Source organism: Streptomyces sp. G-G2, assembly GCF_030063135.1.
Classification (GTDB): Bacteria; Actinomycetota; Actinomycetes; order Streptomycetales; family Streptomycetaceae; genus Streptomyces.
In genome coordinates this window covers 89,706-106,904 of sequence record NZ_JASISO010000030.1, presented here as the reverse complement: position 1 = coordinate 106,904, position 17,199 = coordinate 89,706, and the positions used below count along the sequence as shown (strand labels likewise).

Sequence of the window (17,199 nt, the reverse complement as noted above, 5' to 3'; positions counted from 1 at the left end):
CCCCACACCCCCTCCCACCGGAAGCTGAGCCGCGATGCCGGAGCGCCCCGACCGCCGCCGCCCCACGCCGCCCCCCTCCCCCCAAGGCCCCGACACCGGGGCCGACCCAGGGCCCGGCCCCGGTCACCGGAGCGTGGTCGACTCGGCCGTCTACCACGGGGGGCGGCGGGTGGCCTCCCCGGCCAGCCTGGCGGAGACCTTCCGGCTCCTGCGCGAGCAGCCCGGCGGCATGGCATGGATCGGCCTGCACCGGCCCACCGAGCCCGAACTCCACTCCCTCGCAGCGGAGTTCAACCTCCACCCGCTCTCCATCGAAGACGCCCTGGAGGCCCACCAGCGGCCCAAGCTGGAGCGCTACGGCGACACGCTGTTCGTCGTCCTGCGCGCGGCCCGCTACGTGGACGCCCTGGAGGAGGTCGACTTCGCCGAACTGCACATCTTCATCGGCCCCGACTTCCTGATCACAGTCCGCCACGGGGCGGCCCCGGACCTCCCTGCGGTCCGCCGCCGCATGGAGAAGACCCCGGAACTCCTGGCCCTGGGACCGGAGGCCGCCCTGTACGCGATCCTCGACGACGTGGTCGACGGCTACGCGCCGGTCGTCGAGGGCGTCCAGAACGACATGGACGAGATCGAGACCGAGGTCTTCCGCGGCGACCCCGAGGTCTCCCGCCGCATCTACGAACTCTCCCGCGAAATGGTCGAGTTCCAACGCGCCACCCGCCCCCTGGTCGCGATGCTCCACAGCCTGATGGCGGGCTTCGCGAAGTACGGCACGGACGAGGAACTCCAGCGCTACCTCCGCGACGTGGCGGACCACGTCACCCACACCAGCGAACGCGTGGACGGCTTCCGCCAGGCCCTCACCGAAATCCTGACGGTCAACGCCACCCTGGTCTCCCAACAACAGAACGCCGAAATGCGAGCCCTGGCAGAGGCGGGCTTCGAACAGAACGAGGAGATCAAGAAGATCTCCTCCTGGGCAGCCATCCTGTTTGCACCCACACTCGTTGGGACGGTCTATGGCATGAACTTCGAAGCCATGCCAGAGCTGCACTGGGTGTTCGGATACCCCTTCGCAGTGGCCCTAATGGCGGCTGTTTGTATGAGTTTGTATCTCATCTTCAAACGTCGGCACTGGCTCTAGATTCAGCAACCAACCACACCGCCCGCCTATTCAATGTGCATCTGCACCGCCAAAAAATCGAGCGCGTGACGTGCCCTGGGGAGCAGTTGGGGAGAATAGATCCCTACGAACTTGTCTGGCTCTTCACAGTTGAGGGTGTAGTTGCGGTCTGAACCCGCCGGCTTCGAGAAGGCTCCTGGCGATGCAGTTGGTGAGGTTGCGGAAACCGAGGGTGGAGCCGCGCAGGTGCTCGAGTCGGCCGTTGATGGCCTCGGTCGGTCCGTTGGACGTGCCGGGCCGGTCGAAGTAGGCCAGTACGTCGGGGGCGCGCTTGGTCAGGGTCCGGCCCAGCGTGATGACCTCGGTCAACGCGGCGGGTACACCGTCGCTGACGGTGTCGATCAGCTTCTGCATCAGCTCGCGGCCGCGGGTTCGGTCGGGTCCGCGGTAGGCGGCGACCATCCGCTGGTAGATGCCCCAGGTCGCCTCGACCTCGACATGGACATCAGTGGCGAACAGCTTCCGCAGCCGGTCGGCCTGCTTGTCGGTGAGTAGGTCCGCACCGGTGTGCAAGGTGCGTCGGGTGGCATGGAGCGGGTCACCCGTGCGGCCACGGTGCCCGTGCGTGGCCTGCTGGACCCGGCGCCGGCACAGATCGAGGGCGTCCCCGGCCAATCGCACGACATGGAAGGGGTCCATGACGGTGACGGCGTCGGGGAGCTCCTCGGCGGTGGCGGTCTTGAAGGCCTGCTTGGAGCGGCCCTCGACCATGTCCGGCAACCTGGCTGGGCCGGTGCCGACGCGCACGAGCGTGAGGTCGATGATCACGGTGACGTACTTGTCGCCCTTACGGGTGTGACGCCAGACACGCTCGTCCACGCCGACCACCTGGACGCCGTCGAACCGGCCCTTCTTGTCGATCAGCACGCGCTTGCCTTCGGCCAGCACCGCGTCGTTCGCGGTGTTCCACGCCACGCCGAGCCCTTCCGCGACCCGGGCCACGGTCAGGTGCTGCACGACGATGCCTTCCAGCGCCCATCGCAGCCCGCGCCGCGAGAGCTTCGCGCGTGGCTCGGCCGCTCGGCTGGTGTCCTGGCGCCACACATGTCCGCAGCCGGTGCATCGGTAACGACGGATCGTGACCACCAAGGTGATGGGTCGCCAGCCGAGCGGCTCGTGCGCCAGCCGCCGGGTCACCGTGTCGCGCGGCGATCCTTCACAGCCGCACCGGCGGCACCACTGGTCCGGCTCAACGACTCGGCACGCCAGCACTGCACGATCCAGGTCGAGCCACTGCCCGGTGACTTCGAGGCCGAGTGTATCGAGCCGGGCGAACGTGGTCAGGTCGGGACGGTCGTAGGGAGCGTCAAGCACGTCGAGGTCTTCCCGATCGTTCGTCCACCCCCTACTCGGCCCCCCGATCTCGGCCATGCGCGCGGAGTAAGTGGGCCCCCGGGGAACGTCGTGGCCCCAGACGACGATGAATGCTTGGGGGCCGGATGAACTGGGCTTGTGTGGCCCTCAATGGCAGGCCTGTCGTCTGTGGGTCGATGCATCCGCGATGCGATCGCCGAGCAGTAGTGCGGCGACCGCCTCCGGGGCCTCGTGCATGGCGTCGTGGCCGGTTGGGAGGTCGTGGACCTGCCACTCGGGATCGGCTTGGAGTCGGGTGCGGAGTTCAGCGAACGGCGTCCGGTCTTCCCATCCCGAGCAGTAGATGAACTCCCGACGGGGGACCTGGGCGAGCGTGCCGGTGAGCCGGATTGTCTGCAGGAACGAGGCGAGGGGATGGGAGCGGCGGCGGGGATCGCCGCCGTCCGGCGGTCGGACGGCGTAGCCGGTGGCAGCAGCGCCGACAGCGACAACTTCCCGGAAGTGCTCGTTCGTTGACGACCACCACGACTCGCCGTCGCGCGGTACGAAGGCGTCGAGATGCACCAGTCGTGAGATCCGGCCGACAGCGCGGTCGGCGGCGGCGGCGATCACCATCCCTGCGTAACTGTGGCCGACCAGCGTCGCGCTGGTGATGTGGTTGCGATCGAGGTGCCGCAGTACGTCGTTGGCGTGTGTGTCGAGATTGGCGGTCGCGACCGTCGCGTTGTCGTCATGTGGCCGCAGACCGGTCAGGGTCAGGGCGTGAACGGTGTGACCGGCACGTTCCAGCAGCGGAACCACCGCCTCAAACGACCAGGAGCCCTTCCACGCGCCGGGCACGAGGACGAACGTCGCCATGCGTCTCTCCTTCTCTCTCAAGCCGCGGCATCGAGACACGCTGCCTCGATGACATGTGGCTCGGTGTGGCTCGGTCGGGCGCTCCGCGCGACCGAGGGCCACTCCGCATGGAGGAAGTGTCACCAGAGCAAGGTGTGGCCTGCTACCGATAGGATGCCAACTGATGCCTGTTCGCCGCCAACCTCGCCTGAACGCCGGTGTGACGTCACATATGTGGCCGTCTGGCGGGCGCCACCTCTGGACATCCGGCGAAACAAGCGCAGCGCAGTCGCACGCACGGGGACACCTGGTATACGCAGCCAGCGGCGTCTTGGCAGTTCACACCGAGCGCGGCACGTCGATCGTTCCCGCCAACCGGGTCGCCTGGACCCCCGCCGAGTTCACGCACTACCACCGCGCCCACGGCGCCACCGATATGCGGATCGTCTTTCTCGCGCCATCCCTCGCCCGGCTCATACCAGACCATCCCGCCGTGTTCCTGACCTCCGACCTCGCCCGCGAGGTCCTGCTCGCCCTGACCGGCCCCCGCAACTACGACGACGCCGCGCCCGGCTACAGCCGCTCCGCGCGCTCTCGCCTCCTTCGAGTCCTCGTCGATGAACTCCGCGAAGCACACGAACAGCCACTGCACCTGCCGGAGCCACAGGACGACCGACTGCAATCCATCGCCCGGATGCTGTACGAGACGCCGGCAGACAACGCCACGCTGGCCGAACTCGGGAAGACGATCGGAGCCAGCACCCGCACCCTCAGCCGACTGTTCCGCAACGAACTCGGTATGACCTTCTACGAGTGGCGCACGCAGCTACGCATCCACCACGCGCTCTTGCTCCTCGCCGACGGCCACGACACCATCCACACCGCCTACGCCTGCGGATGGGCCAACCCCAGCAGCTTCATCGCAGCGTTCACCAACATCATCGGAACGACCCCGGGCCGCTACCGAACCGGTCGCCACACCACCACCCACGCATCTCAACTCCCGGCGGTGGTCGCGTCCTCGGGGTGATTCGTACTCACACCCGGGCCGTTGTGGTCCGCGATCGGACAGGAGATCACCCCCGTGTGCCTCGCGATTCCCGCACAACTACAGCGGCGGCACCAGCCATCGGCTTGACCACGCGACAAGCCAGGACCGCACGATCAGGCTCAAAACGTTGCCCCACGACGACCAAACCGAGACTCGTCGAGCCCGGCGACCAGCCGGCAACGTCTACACCCTCGACTGCGAAAAGCCACTTGTCTACCTAGCCACCGACCAGCGCTGGGCAGCAAACTCGCCACGCCCACGGGCTGATATCCAGGCGCCCGCACGGCGACCTGGTGTCACGCCTCGTGACCAACACCCCGCTCGCCGTGCGGGCACGCTGCCACAGGCTCATGGAGCGGCTAGGCAGTGTCTGACGGCTCTTTGATGAGGTCGCGGAGCCAGATCCTGATGGCTGCGGTGGTCAGGGTGCCGTTGAAGATGTAGTCGCGTTTGTCGTACCGAGTGGCGACGGCCCGGTGCTGTTTCAGTTTGCCGAGGGTGCGTTCGACGGTGTTGCGTCGGCGGTACTGCTCGCGGTCGAAGGCCGGCGGGCGGCCGCCGGCCCGGCCTCGTCGGCGGCGCTTCGCGCGTTGGTGGTCGGGCTGCGAGATGGTTGCTTTGATCCCGTGTTTGCGCAGGTAAGCGCGGCTGGAGTACGCCTTGTCGCCGCGGGCCCGGTCCGGCCGGGTCCGAGGACGCCCGGGCCCGGTGCGGGCCACGTTCAGGGCCTGCATGAGCGGGATGAACATCGGACTGTCCCGCGCCGACCAGGTGAGGTCAGCCAGAGAAGGGGCCGGCAGCGGTCGTCGGTCAGCAGGTGGATCTTCCTGGTCAGTCCGCCCCGGGAGCGTCCCAGGGCCTCGCGGCCATCTACGTCCACGCGCTCGCCACCCCCTTTCTGACCAGGTGCCGTCGGCCGACCAGCGACGGTGGCGTTCGTAGACGGTCTGCCAGGTTCCGTAGCGTTCGGGCAGGTCACGCCAGGGAATCCCGGTCCGTGTCCGGTAGAACACACCGTTGACCACGGTGCGGTGATCGGCCCACCGCCCACCCGGCCCGCCGGTCTCCGGCAGCAGCGGAGCTATCCGTTCCCACTGAGCATTCGTCAGTTCATGCCGGCGCACCATGACGACTTCTTGCCCGGGACAGCGGTAGATCCACCACCCGGGCGAGGGCAACGCCACCACGTACACCTACGGTGCATCGGGCGATCTGATCCATACGGCCAACGCGGACGCAGAGGTTTCCATCGAGCTGGATGCGCTCGGTCATACGCTCACGGAGACCGTCAACGGCCGCACGACCGCCTACGTGTACGACGTGCTCGGCCGTGTAGTCCGGCGAATCACCCCGTCTAAGCTCATCTCGCACTGGTCCTACGACCCGACCGGGCCCCCGCCGGACTCGACACCGAAGCCGGCTCACTGACCTTCGCGTACGACGCCGCCGGCCGCGAGACCGAGCGCCACCTCGGCGGCGGCATCAGCCTCACCCAGAGCTGGGACGCCACCCGTCGCCTCACCGAGCAGACGCTCTCCAGCCGTTCGGGCGAGGCCGGGCGCCTCCTTCAGCACCGCACCTACGCCTACCGCGAGGACGGCTACCTCACCAAGATCCGTGAGTTGACCTCGGGCACCCGCCGGTTCCATCTCGACGGCATCGGCCGCGTCACGGGCGTCCGAGCCCACGGCTGGACCGAGACGTACGCCTACGACGCCGCGGGCAACCTCACACACGCCACCTCCCCCGCCCACGAAACAGCCGACGACCGCGAATTCACCGGCACCCTCATCCGCAGCGCCAGCCGCACAGTGTACGAACACGATGCCCAAGGCCGCCTGATCCGCAAGACCCGCAAGCTCCTCAGCGGTCAGCGGCTGACGTGGACCTACAGCTGGAACGCGGAAGACCGCCTGACCGAGGCAGTGGCACCGGCCGGCGAGCGCTGGCAGTACGTCTACGACCCGCTGGGGCGCCGGATCTCCAAGCACCGCTTGACCGAAGACGGCTCGGCCGCCGACCGCACAGACTTCACCTGGGACGGCCTACGCCTGGCCGAACGGCAGACAGTCGACGGCCAGGTCACTACCTGGGACTACGCCCCCGGCACCCACCACCCCCTCACCCAGACAAACCACAAACCCCTCGTCCGAGAGCCCGGAACGTCGCTGCTGGCCAAACTGGTCCAGGACACCGCGGCCACTGACTACAGCACCCGCTTCCACGCCGTCATCACGGACACTCTCGGCACGCCGACCGAACTGGTCACACCCGACGGAGAACTGCCCTGGCAGCGCCGCACCACCCTCTGGGGCACGAACTTCCCCGCCTCCACGGACACCACATCCGTAGAGTGCCCACTCCGGTTTCCCGGCCAATACGCAGACCCGGAAACGGGCCTGAACTACAACTTCTTCCGTTACTACGATCCAGAAACCGCCAGGTACATTAGCGCCGACCCCATGAGCCTGGAACCGAGCCCCAACCACCACGCTTACGTTGTGAACGCGTTGAGCTGGACCGACCCCCTGGGGCTTGCTGCACGAGGACCGAAGGATCCGCTGGACCTCGGTCAAGGGTATCGAGGACGATTGGATAAATGGCAAGAAGGAACGAAGGGTACAGATTTTGAAATTCACGTCTACGATAAATCAGGCCGAGAGGTGGGTATTTATGGTAGCGATGACTGGTTCAACAAGCACGGCACGACAGCCGCAGATGTCGACGTACCACCCAGCGTAGAGAACGCACTTAAGGGGAGAGCTGTCGACACCCTGCGGCTGACCGGGCGAATCGGCCCGAAGGGGACCGAGGACGTCTCCGGAGATAAACGGCAGCGCCCTCGTCTTGCATCGGAAGGTTGTAAATGAAATTTGTAAAGGCGGACTGGGATTCAGAGATCCACGGATTCAACCTGGACTCGAGTGCCTACCTAGCCGAGCTTCCGCAGCTGCGGGACGCGTTGCCTATGGGCGCCTGGGCCTTTGCCTCCGACGCGGGGCACTACAGCATGCGTAGTAGCCGTTGCGTAAAGGACCTCGAACTAGCGAGCATCTCGGTGCCGACGGACAAGCGCGGAGTTCTGGCTATCGAGTTCGCCCCCAACCAACGGAAGCACGAATCCGGCCTTCGGATTCAGTACTCCGGGGTCTCGCATTTCTCGATCGACTATGACCAATCGATTGACTGGATGCAGGCTGATACAGTGCTGCTCGACGAGATCCTTCCTCGGCAAGAGGGCTGTATCCATGAAATTGCGCTGACAGATGCGTCGATCATCGTTCACTGCCAGGAACTTGAAGCCGTGTGGGGTGTCGTGTAATAAGGAGCGGCGATTTGCATCTATGAGAAATCTCCGATCAAGACGTGACTGGAAACATAGACTCAAGGGAGCGCCGAAACTTGACGCCTGACTCTCGGTAAGCATTTCAACAAAGGGCCTTGACGTACAGGCGACTGAAACGATGATGGCCAGTCGTGAGCTTCACAAGCCTGACCAAGCGGATCTTCCCGGCCGCGCAGACGACGACGTACAGGAACAGCTTGCGCTGCGGCCCGGTCACGCGGGTACTCCCAGTCGGCGGCTGAAGTGGTGGAGCTCTGGCAGCGTACGACGGCGGTCCCGGGCCGCCATGTCGGCGACCAGGTCCCGGACGGCCGGGCGCCGTACGTCCTGGGCCGCGCAGGTCTCCGCGATCCGCAGGGCCCGGCAGCCGTCGGCGAGGCGGCCCTGCTGCGCGTAGGCTCGCGCGGCTTCCACCCACAGGGCGGCCCGGCGCTCGGGGGACCGGGATGTGGCGGCGCATGAGCGGGCGGGCGGCCGGGCGGCGTCGAGGGCGATGCCGGCGCCGCCGAAGGACACGGCGGCGCTGATCTGGTGCAGAGTGACGTTGACCTGGCGGAAGTTGGCCCAGACGGCGGCGTTCCGGCGGCGTCCCGGGGCCGCGGCCGCGCGGTCGGCGAGATTCGATGCGCCCTCACGGAACCGCCGGGGGCCGGGCGCACGTATCTTGCTGCGGGAGCCGATCTCCCGAAGGGGGTCATGCGTCATGGAACTGACCGTGGAGATAGCCGCGATCCGCGGAGGCGGGGGTGACCCGGCGCGCCTGCTGGGCGAATTCCGCCGCGCTGTCCTGTTGGTCCCGCTAGCCGACGGCGCCGCGGGCTCACAGGACACCGACGGATCCCACGGCGGTCTGATGTCGGCCGTCACGGGCGGGGTCCGCTGGCTCTACGCCTTCACGGACGAAGACGCCCTGGCCCGGTTCGCGGTGGCGCGCGCGGACGCCGACCGGGAGTGGGAGTACCTCGCGGTCCTCGGAGCCCGGCTCACCGACGCCGTCGTCCCGATGGTCGGTGGCCCGGCGGGCGTGGTCGTCAACGTGGCCGACGCGGACGGCTCCATGTTCTTCCCACCGGTCTCGGGCATCGTCCCTGACGCGTACGCCGTGGACGCCGCGGGAGCCGCGTACGCCGTGGACGCCGTGGACGCCGACCGAACGGATGCCTCCTGATGGCGGGCGACGGGGACCTCGTAGTCTCCCCCGAGGCGGTCAAGGCGGTCCAGGACGGCCTGCGCACGGCCATCGGGGAGCTGCGTGAATCCAGCGACGCCGCGGGTGCCGCCCAGGGCGCGGGTTTCAGCGACCTGGCCATGACGGGCATGGAAGCGGGCCACATGGGCCTGTCCAAGGACTTCGAGGACTTCTGCGAGAGCTGGGAGTGGGGCGTACGGAGCCTCGTGCAGAACGCCAGTACCCTCGCGCACTCCCTCGGTATCGCCGCCGGCACGATCTGGGAGGAGGACCACTACGTCCAGGGCGCCTTCAAGGTGGTGGCGAACGCCGCGTACGGCAATCCGCACGCCTCTGACGAGGAGGTGGCGAACAAGGACTGGGGCGACATCTTCCGGGCCGACGTCTACAAGCCGGACTACAGCGCCGAGTCGTTCGAGAAGGGCGCCAAGGACATCGGGAAGACCTGGTCCGACACCGGTGACAAGCTGACGTCCACCGGCAAAATCGGCTCGCTGAAGGATCTGCTGGACCAGGTCGAGGGGGGCAAGGGCTGATGGGGCTCGGGGACTTCATTCCCGATCCGGTCGAGGACTGGTTCGAGGACCGGACCGAGGATGTCGGCGACGCGATCGAATGGACCGGCGACAAGGTGGCCGGGCTCGCCGACAAGGTCGGTCTGGACGACGCCGGCGACTGGATCCGCGACAAGAGCCGCTCGGCCGCCAACCAACTGGGCGCCGACGTCTCCGAGATGGAGCTCGGGCAGACGGACGACCCGAGGAAGCTGGTCTACGGCAGCGTCTCCAAGATCCGGGCTCAGATCTCGCACCTGAGCGACTTCGAGCGCTCTTTCACGCTGGTCGGCAACGGCCTCAAGGGCATGACGGACCCCGACGGCCTCAAGGGCAAGACGGCGGACGCCTTCCGCGAGACGGTGGCCAAGGAGCCGCCGCAGTGGTTCAAGGCGGCGGAGTCCTTCGGGAAGGCCGCGGACGCGATGGCGCGGTTCGCGGAGACGGTGGAGTGGGCGCAGGGCCAGGCGAAGGAGGCCCTGGAGGCCTACGACCACGCGAAGAAGGTCTCGACCGACGCCCGCAACGCGCACAACAAGCTGGTCGACACCTACAACGACGCGCTCAAGGCGAAGAAGGACCCGCTGCCGTCGAGGCCTTCGGAGGATTTCACCGATCCGGGCCCGGCCCTGGCGACGGCCGCCCAGGACAAACTCGACGGCGCGCGCAAGCAGCGCAACGAGGTCGCGGAGACGGTCCGTACGGCGGTCCGCGCGGCCCGCGACGCGGCTCCGCCCAAGCCCTCGTACGCCAAGCAGTTCGGCGACGGCATGGACTATCTGGACCTCGCCAAAACGCACTTGTCGGGCGGTGTCATCAAGGGCGCCGCCGACATGGTCGACTTCGCCCGTTCGCTGAACCCGACGGACCCGTACAACCTCACCCACCCGGCCGAGTACGCGACGCAGTTGAACTCGACGGCCGCGGGCCTGGTCACCGCGGTCAACGACCCGTGGGGTGCCGGCAAGCAGATGCTCGACGAGTTCATGAAGGACCCCTCCGAGGGCATCGGCAAGCTGATCCCGCAGCTCCTCGCCGACAAGGGCCTGGGCGAGATCGGCGCGGGCGCGAAGGGCGCCAGGGACCTCGAACACCTCGACGACGGCAAGAAGGGCCCGGGGCGCACGGGCCTGGGCGAGCGCGGCCCGCACCCGGACGAGCGGCCGGACCTGGAGAAGCCCAGCAAGTACACCGACCCGGTCGACCTCGCCACCGGCCGGATGTACCTGCCGCAGACGGACGTGGTCCTGCCCGGCACCCTTCCGCTCGTCTTCACGCGCCGCGCGGAGTCCGGCTACACGGCGGGCCGCTGGTTCGGACCGACCTGGGCGTCCACGATCGACCAGCACCTGGAGATCGATGCCGAGGGCGTCGTCCTGGTGACGCAGGACGGCCTCGTCGTCGGCTACCCGCACCCGGCGCCCGGCCTTGCGGTCCTCCCGGTGTCCGCGTCGGCCCCGCCCCACCCGCTGGAGCGGACCCCGGACGGCGACTGGACGCTGACCGACCCCGCGACGGGCCACGTCCGCCGCTTCGCCCTGATGGCCGACGGTCGGTACGGCGACGCGTACGGGTACGGGCAGGGCCCCGAGCAGGCCCGCGACCGCACGTCCGACCACGCGTCCGACCACGCGTACGGCCTCGCGGCGATCACCCAGCTGGAAGACCGCAACAGCAACCTGATCACCTTCGAGTACGACGCCCACGGCACCCCGCTGGGCATCACCCACTCCGGCGGCCAACACCTGCGCTTCGAGACCGCGGACGGCCGGATCACCGCCCTCCACCTGGCCGGCGGCCCGCGGATCCTCGCGTACGGCTACACCGAAGGGCACCTGACCGAGATCACCAACTCCTCCGGTCTGCCGCTGCGTCTCACCTACGACGACCGGGCCCGCATCACCTCCTGGACCGACACCAACGGCAGCCGCTACGCGTACGCGTACGACGAGCTGGACCGCTGTGTCGCGGAGGCCGGCGAGGCGGGCCACATCGCCCTCACCTTCGGCTACGACGAGGTGGACGCGACGACCGGCCTGCGCATGACGCGCATGACCACCGCTGAGGGCCACACCCGGCGCTACCTGTTCGACGCGCGCTACCGGGTGGTCGCCGAGACCGACCCGCTCGGCGCGGTCACCCGCTACGCGTACGACGGCCGGGGCCGGCCGACGTCGAGCACCGACCCGCTCGGCCGCACCACGCACAGCACGTACGACGACCGGGGCCTGCTCGTCTCGGTGATCCGCCCGGACGGCCGGGAGGCGAGGGCGGAGTACGACGAACTCGGCTGCCCGGTGAAGGTGATCGCCCCGGACGGCAGCGTCGTCCGCCAGACCTACGACGGGCGCGGCAACCGCACCTCGGTCACCCGGGCCGACGGGTCCGTCACCCGCATCGCGTACGACGAGCTCGGCCACATCACCGCGGTCACGGACCCGCTGGGCGCGGTGACCCGGGTCCGCACCGACCGGGCGGGGCTGCCCGTCGCGGTCACCGGCCGGCTCGGCGCCACGACCACGTACGAGCGCGATGCCTTCGGGCGGACGACCGCCGTCCGCGACCCGCTCGGCGCGGTCACGCGCACGCGGTGGTCGGTGGAGGGCAAACCGCTGCACCGCAGCGCCCCGGGCGGTGACGACCGCTCCTGGACCTACGACGGCGAGGGCAACTGCCTGACCCGTGCGGACGGCCCGAGCGGCGGCCCGGTGCGCTTCGAGTACACACACTTCGACGCGGTCTCGGCCCGCACCGACGCCGACGGCTCTCGCCACGAGTACACCTACGACGCAGGGCTGCGACTCACCGGCGTGCGCAACCCCCAGGGCCTGACCTGGGAGTACGTGTACGACGCGGCGGGGCAGCTCGTCGCGGAGACGGACTTCGACGGCCGGACGCTGCGGTATGAGTACGACGCGGCGGGCCAACTCCTGAGTCGCGGCGACGCGCTCGGGCAGGTGGTCACATACGAGCGCGACGCGCTGGGCCGGCCCGTCCGCAAGGACGCCGCGGGCACGGTGACCACGTACGAGTACGACGTCTTCGACCAGCTCGCGGTCGCGGTGCGCGGGGACTGCGTACTGACCCGGCTGCGGGACCGAACGGGCCGGTTGCTGGAGGAAGCGGTCGACGGCCGCAGGCTCGTCCACGCGTACGACGCCGCGGGCCGCCGCGCCGGCCGGACCACGCCGACGGGTGCCACCGCCGCCTGGTCGTTCGACGCCGCGGGCCGCCCCGACGCCCTGACCACGGCGGGGCGCCGGATCGGCTTCGCCCACGACGCGGCGGGCCGGGAGCTCACCCGTACCTACGGCGACGTGGTCACCCTGAGCAGCGGCTGGGACGCGGCGGGCCGACTGACGGGCCAGCTGCTGACCGGCGCCGGCGAGAGCGTCCTCCAGCGCCGCGGGTACACCTACCGGGACGACGGAGTGCTGACCGGGATCGACGACCTGCTGGCCGGCCCGCGCACCTTCGATCTCGACCCGCGCGGCCGGGTGACGGCCGTGCACGCGGAGAACTGGACCGAGCGGTACGCCTACGACGAGGCGGGGAACCAGGCCTCCGCCTCCTGGCCCGGCTCCCACCCCGGCGGGCAGGACGCCACCGGCCCCCGCGCCTACGCGGGCACCCGGCTGCTGACGGCGGGCCGGGTGCGCCACGAGTACGACGCCCTGGGACGGGTCGTGCTGCGGCAGAAGGCCCGGCTCTCGCGCAAGCCCGACACATGGCGCTACGAGTGGGACGCCGACGACCGCATCACGGCCGTGACCACCCCCGACGGCACGCGCTGGCGGTACGCGTACGACGCGCTGGGCCGCCGCACGGCCAAGGAGCGGATGACGGCCGACGGCCTGGAGGTCGCCGAGCGCACGGTCTTCACCTGGGACGGGAACCTGCTGTGCGAGCAGACCACCACCACGGCGGAGGGCGCCAACGGGATCGCCGTGACCTGGGACCACCGGGGTCTGCGGCCGCTGGCGCAGACCGAACGGATCCTGACCGCATCCCAGGAGGTGGTGGACGAGCGGTTCTACGCCATCGTCACCGACCTGGTGGGCGCGCCCACCGAGCTCGTCGACGAGCGGGGAGCGCTGGCCTGGCGCGGCCGGTCGACCCTGTGGGGCTCCACGGCCTGGAGCCGGGACTCCACCGCCTACACCCCGCTGCGTTTCCCCGGCCAGTATTTCGACCCCGAATCGGGTCTGCACTACAACTACTTCCGTTCGTACGACCCCGAGACCGCTCGCTACCTGAGCCCGGACCCGCTGGGCCTCGCCCCGGCGCAGAACCCGTCGGCGTACGTCTCGAACCCGCACCAGTGGTGCGACCCGTTCGGACTGGCTCCGTACTCGGACAGCACCCGGACGGCGCAGGGCGTCGACCACCAGCTCAACGAGGCGGAGAGCGGCAAGGCGAACCACTACCTGTCGGGCATCGGGGCCGACGAAGCGAAGCTGGAGAAGTACCTGAACGGCCAGCTGCGCGCACCGGCCAACTACGTGGACGATGTGTCGGGAGCGCGGATCATCATCGACCGCGGTCTGCGGGACGGCGCCGGCAATCCGGTGGTGATCATCCGCCAGGACCATATGATCCACGCCTACCACATCGAGGAGAAGGACCTCTCGAACTACATCACTCCGCGCGACGGCAAGGACGCGGCGAAGTGGCGAACCCCGAATCCGGATGAGGTCAATGAGTAGCGAGGACCCTGGAGCGCGGCAGTGGCCGGGCTACCGATCGAAGCCGTCCTACGATCCCGGCCGGAGACTGGTCTTCCCCGCCCCGGTGCCCGCGGACCTGCGGGCGCTCGGGCACCGGGTCCGGGCGGCCGACTGGCCGGTGCGGCTGGCCTTCCGCGCCTCGCGGATCGCTCTGCTGGACACCCTGTGCCGCTGGCAGACCCTGCGCGCGCTGGCCTATGTACACCTGTTGGCCGCCCGGCCCGCGCAGGCCACCGGGCTGCTGGACGACCTGCGGGTGGTCCCGGGGCCGGAGACGGCCGCCGATCCGGCGCTGCCCGAACTCCTGGCACGGCTGGAGGAGTACGCCCTGGACCTCCCGGCGGACCTCGTGGACGCGGTCGTCGGCGATGTCGGCGGGCTGCTCGCGGACAACCGCTTCGCCGCGTCCGTCCTGTCCGCCGGGCTCACCGCCGATTCCTGTCCGGCCGACACGGACGAGGCGGTCTCCCGCGCGGTGGTGCTCACCAGCTACTGGTACGAGACCCCGGACCAGCGCGGCGCCCTCGCCCTGGCGTGGAGCGCCGCCCTGTTCGTCCGCTCCTGGCTGTGGTGGTCGGACCGCTTCACGTACGGCGACCCGGCGGGCGGCATCGGCATCACGACGGACCCCCGTCCGGCCCACCCGGCCCCGTCCAGCCTCCCGGCCTGGGCGGCCCCCCTCCTGGACCGCGCGGCCGGATAACCGCCGAGACGGGAACAGCGGAGGATCCCGCCCGGTCCATCGACCGGACGGGATCCTCCATGTCTGTGGGCCGTTCACCCCCGTTCGCCGTGAACAGGCCTGCTCCTTCTCGCCTGCAGGTGGGAGTGGGGGTACACCGACGCCTTCTCGCCAACTTCCTGCGGGACCCGGGGCCGTCTGTACTCCTACGCACCCCGTGGATAGCCTTCCATGCACAGCGCGGTGACGTCATGGCCCGACAAGTCCTCTTTACATGAGGGGAGTTGACGCAAAAGGAGGGGCAGATGAGGTTGCGCACCGGGTCGCCCGGACGCCCTCCCGAAGGTCACGGACGTGTACAGAACGACCAAGGACTTCGCATATGACTCGCGTGACTGACGTGGCCGGCGATGTGCCGCATCCACAGGTGCTGCTGGTGGCGATCGGCTCGCTCATCGGCGTGGTGCTGCTGGGGGTGTCTCTCGTGGTCAGTCTGGGTGGGCTCAACGATCCCGAGCTCCCCACCCTGCCGATCCCCCTTCCGGGCCTGACGCCACATCCGGGGCTCCCGTCCGGCTTCCCGTCCGGCTTCCCGTCCGGCTTCCCCTCCGCACCTTCGTTACCGGGCGGCTTACCGACCCCGCTTCCCTCGGACTTTCCGACAGACCTTCCGACGGACTTTCCCACAAGCCTTCCGACGGGCCTGCTCTCTCAATTTCCCACCGGTCTGCCCGGTGCGCCGGCCGTTCCGGGCGGTGCACCGTGACCGACGGCCTGCCGACACCTACGGCCTCGGCCGCACCCAGGCGCATGCGCGACAACGCACGGGCGAGGGGCCAGGCACTGCTGATCGCCCGGCTGGCGATCGCGCTGTACCTCCTGGAACTACTGCTCAACGTCTTCCGGCCGCATCTGCTGCCGGACGAGCCGACAGTGTCGATCTTCTACAAGCTGCCGAAGTCGATCTCCCAGCAGATGCAGCAAGGGCCACTCGGTTCGTTCGACCGGCTCCTGTCCATGCCCCAGGCCGTCTTCTGGGCCGTGATGGCGGGCATCGCGGTGGGCGCGGCGCTCCAGGTGTTCGCGGCGATCACGCGCCCGCAAGGCCGCCGGGCCGTGGTTCTCACCTGGGCGACCCTGGCGGCCCTCCTGGGTCCGTTCGCGTTGATGGCGCTGGCGATCGTCGCCACGTATCCGCTGACGGCTCTCGCCTGTGTGCCCAGCACGGCGTTCGTCCTGTGGCTGTTGCACCACGGCCAGAGATTCGCCCGGCTGCCGCTGTCGGTACTCCTGACCGCGTTCGGCTGGGGGGCGTTCATCGTGTTCGGGCTGGGCCGGGCCTACACCGGACTCGCGTTTGCGACCCTCTACGGCTACCTGCTCAAGGGCTCGGGATCGTCCCTCGACCCCACCGGACACCTCACGTCCCTCTACCGCGTGATCGATCTACTGATCCTGCATCTGAACGTCGTGAACGCGCTGCTCGTCGCGGCGGGCGTGGTGCTGATCCTGCTCCTGTTCCGGCGCCGGGTCTCCGATGCGATGACCGGTCTCGTGCTGGGGGCCGCTGTCGGGCTCGGGTACACCTTCGTCGAGAGCATCCTGTTCATCCGGCTCTACGGTGCGATGAGCTCGTTCACCGGGGTGACAGGCGGCTTCGAGTACTGGATCCGGCAGTCGATCGGGCTACTCGGCGGTCAGGTGGCGTTCGGTGCGCTGCTCGGGGCCGGGCTCGGCCTCGCAGCCCAGGCACGTCGGCGCAGACAGCGCAGGCTGATCGCCGGGGCAGCCCTCGCGGCCTCGATCGGCGGCGCCGTGGCCACCGAAACCCTGTCGGCGTGGCTCTCACACCTGGCCGGTGACCACATCGTGGTCGGTTCGGCAGTCGACACCCTGGTCGTCTCCCCGCTCCTGTGGCTGCTCCCGCAGGCACCGTTCATCGTGCTGGCCATCCTCCTGCTGGCGAACGGGAGGCGCGTGCGGGCCTCGGCGTCGCGCGTCGCGCTGTCGGCCGAGGCGGGGGCGGGCGCGGCCATCACCCCCGGGGAGGTGCCCTTCCTGAGCGATCCTGCGCTGCGGCTCTGGGCGCTGGCGAGCACCTGGCGTCAATACGGGCGGACAGCGGCGCTGGCGCTGCTCCGCGTGCAGTCCGCTCAGCTGGACTTGGCCGGCTGGCGACTGCGACAGGCGGACCCATCGGACCCCATGGACGACATGGCGAGTCGCGAAAAGGGTGACCAATTGCGTGCGAAGGTGATGCGCTTGAAGACGAACGCCCGCTCGGCGGCGACCTCATGACCGGCCGCGGATTCG

13 protein-coding genes and 2 pseudogenes are annotated in these 17,199 nt (G+C 69.1%); 10 read left to right on the top strand and 5 right to left on the bottom strand.

Going from position 1 to position 17,199, the window contains the following annotated elements; all coding sequences use genetic code 11:
* The first annotated feature begins 34 nt into the window (after positions 1 to 34).
* Positions 35 to 1,147, top strand: coding sequence for a magnesium and cobalt transport protein CorA (locus QMF80_RS23520; protein ID WP_283456357.1), 1,113 nt, complete (start codon positions 35 to 37; stop codon positions 1,145 to 1,147).
* Positions 1,148 to 1,270: 123 nt separating this feature from the next.
* On the opposite strand, the gene QMF80_RS23515 is transcribed toward QMF80_RS23520, so the two are convergent.
* Entirely contained in the window at positions 1,271 to 2,500 is a 1,230-nt protein-coding gene (locus QMF80_RS23515; RefSeq protein WP_283456366.1) for a transposase, read from the bottom strand.
* 147 nt (positions 2,501 to 2,647) lie between these two features.
* A complete protein-coding gene (locus tag QMF80_RS23510) occupies positions 2,648 to 3,358 on the bottom strand; it encodes an alpha/beta fold hydrolase (RefSeq protein ID WP_283456355.1) in 711 nt (236 codons plus the stop codon).
* 211 nt (positions 3,359 to 3,569) lie between these two features.
* Here QMF80_RS23510 and QMF80_RS23505 point away from each other — a divergent pair, with 211 nt between their 5' ends.
* A complete protein-coding gene (locus QMF80_RS23505; RefSeq protein WP_283456365.1) occupies positions 3,570 to 4,367 on the top strand; it encodes an AraC family transcriptional regulator in 798 nt (265 codons plus the stop codon).
* 380 nt (positions 4,368 to 4,747) lie between these two features.
* On the opposite strand, the pseudogene QMF80_RS23500 reads toward QMF80_RS23505, so the two are convergent.
* Positions 4,748 to 5,515, bottom strand: a pseudogene (locus QMF80_RS23500) (IS5 family transposase).
* A gap of 495 nt (positions 5,516 to 6,010) precedes the next feature.
* Here QMF80_RS23500 and QMF80_RS23495 point away from each other — a divergent pair.
* Both QMF80_RS23495 and QMF80_RS23490 read left to right on the top strand, forming a co-directional pair.
* The gene (locus QMF80_RS23495) at positions 6,011 to 7,258 is read left to right on the top strand and encodes an RHS repeat-associated core domain-containing protein (protein ID WP_349372232.1); all 1,248 of its coding nucleotides are present in this window, start codon (positions 6,011 to 6,013) and stop codon (positions 7,256 to 7,258) included.
* A complete protein-coding gene (locus tag QMF80_RS23490; protein ID WP_283456354.1) occupies positions 7,255 to 7,710 on the top strand; it encodes a hypothetical protein in 456 nt (151 codons plus the stop codon). Before QMF80_RS23495 ends, QMF80_RS23490 begins: the two co-directional genes overlap by 4 nt.
* 106 nt (positions 7,711 to 7,816) lie before the next feature.
* On the opposite strand, the gene QMF80_RS23485 is transcribed toward QMF80_RS23490, so the two are convergent.
* On the bottom strand, positions 7,817 to 7,951 hold the full coding sequence (locus QMF80_RS23485; protein WP_283456352.1) for a hypothetical protein: 135 nt from the start codon (positions 7,949 to 7,951) through the stop codon (positions 7,817 to 7,819).
* Positions 7,948 to 8,301 (bottom strand): annotated as a pseudogene (locus QMF80_RS23480) (helix-turn-helix domain-containing protein); the annotation flags it as partial. The pseudogene QMF80_RS23480 and the gene QMF80_RS23485, both read right to left, overlap by 4 nt.
* 136 nt (positions 8,302 to 8,437) lie before the next feature.
* On the opposite strand from QMF80_RS23480, the gene QMF80_RS23475 reads away from it, so the two are divergent.
* The 6 genes from QMF80_RS23475 to QMF80_RS23450 all read left to right on the top strand — a co-directional run bounded on the left by QMF80_RS23475 (position 8,438) and on the right by QMF80_RS23450 (position 17,184).
* On the top strand, positions 8,438 to 8,902 hold the full coding sequence (locus QMF80_RS23475; protein WP_283456349.1) for an SseB family protein: 465 nt from the start codon (positions 8,438 to 8,440) through the stop codon (positions 8,900 to 8,902).
* On the top strand, positions 8,902 to 9,459 hold the full coding sequence (locus tag QMF80_RS23470) for a hypothetical protein (protein ID WP_283456348.1): 558 nt from the start codon (positions 8,902 to 8,904) through the stop codon (positions 9,457 to 9,459). Before QMF80_RS23475 ends, QMF80_RS23470 begins: the two co-directional genes overlap by 1 nt.
* Complete coding sequence (locus QMF80_RS23465; RefSeq protein WP_283456346.1) at positions 9,459 to 14,183, top strand: putative T7SS-secreted protein; 4,725 nt, start codon at positions 9,459 to 9,461, stop codon at positions 14,181 to 14,183. The genes QMF80_RS23470 and QMF80_RS23465 overlap by 1 nt, the downstream gene beginning before the upstream one ends.
* Positions 14,176 to 14,907, top strand: coding sequence for a hypothetical protein (locus QMF80_RS23460; protein ID WP_283456344.1), 732 nt, complete (start codon positions 14,176 to 14,178; stop codon positions 14,905 to 14,907). The genes QMF80_RS23465 and QMF80_RS23460 overlap by 8 nt, the downstream gene beginning before the upstream one ends.
* Before the next feature lie 361 nt (positions 14,908 to 15,268).
* Positions 15,269 to 15,652, top strand: coding sequence for a hypothetical protein (locus tag QMF80_RS23455; protein ID WP_283456343.1), 384 nt, complete (start codon positions 15,269 to 15,271; stop codon positions 15,650 to 15,652).
* A 44-nt stretch (positions 15,653 to 15,696) separates the two neighbouring features.
* Positions 15,697 to 17,184, top strand: a complete 1,488-nt coding sequence (locus QMF80_RS23450) for a PrsW family glutamic-type intramembrane protease (RefSeq protein ID WP_283456341.1) — start codon at positions 15,697 to 15,699, stop codon at positions 17,182 to 17,184.
* Positions 17,185 to 17,199: the final 15 nt, after the last annotated feature.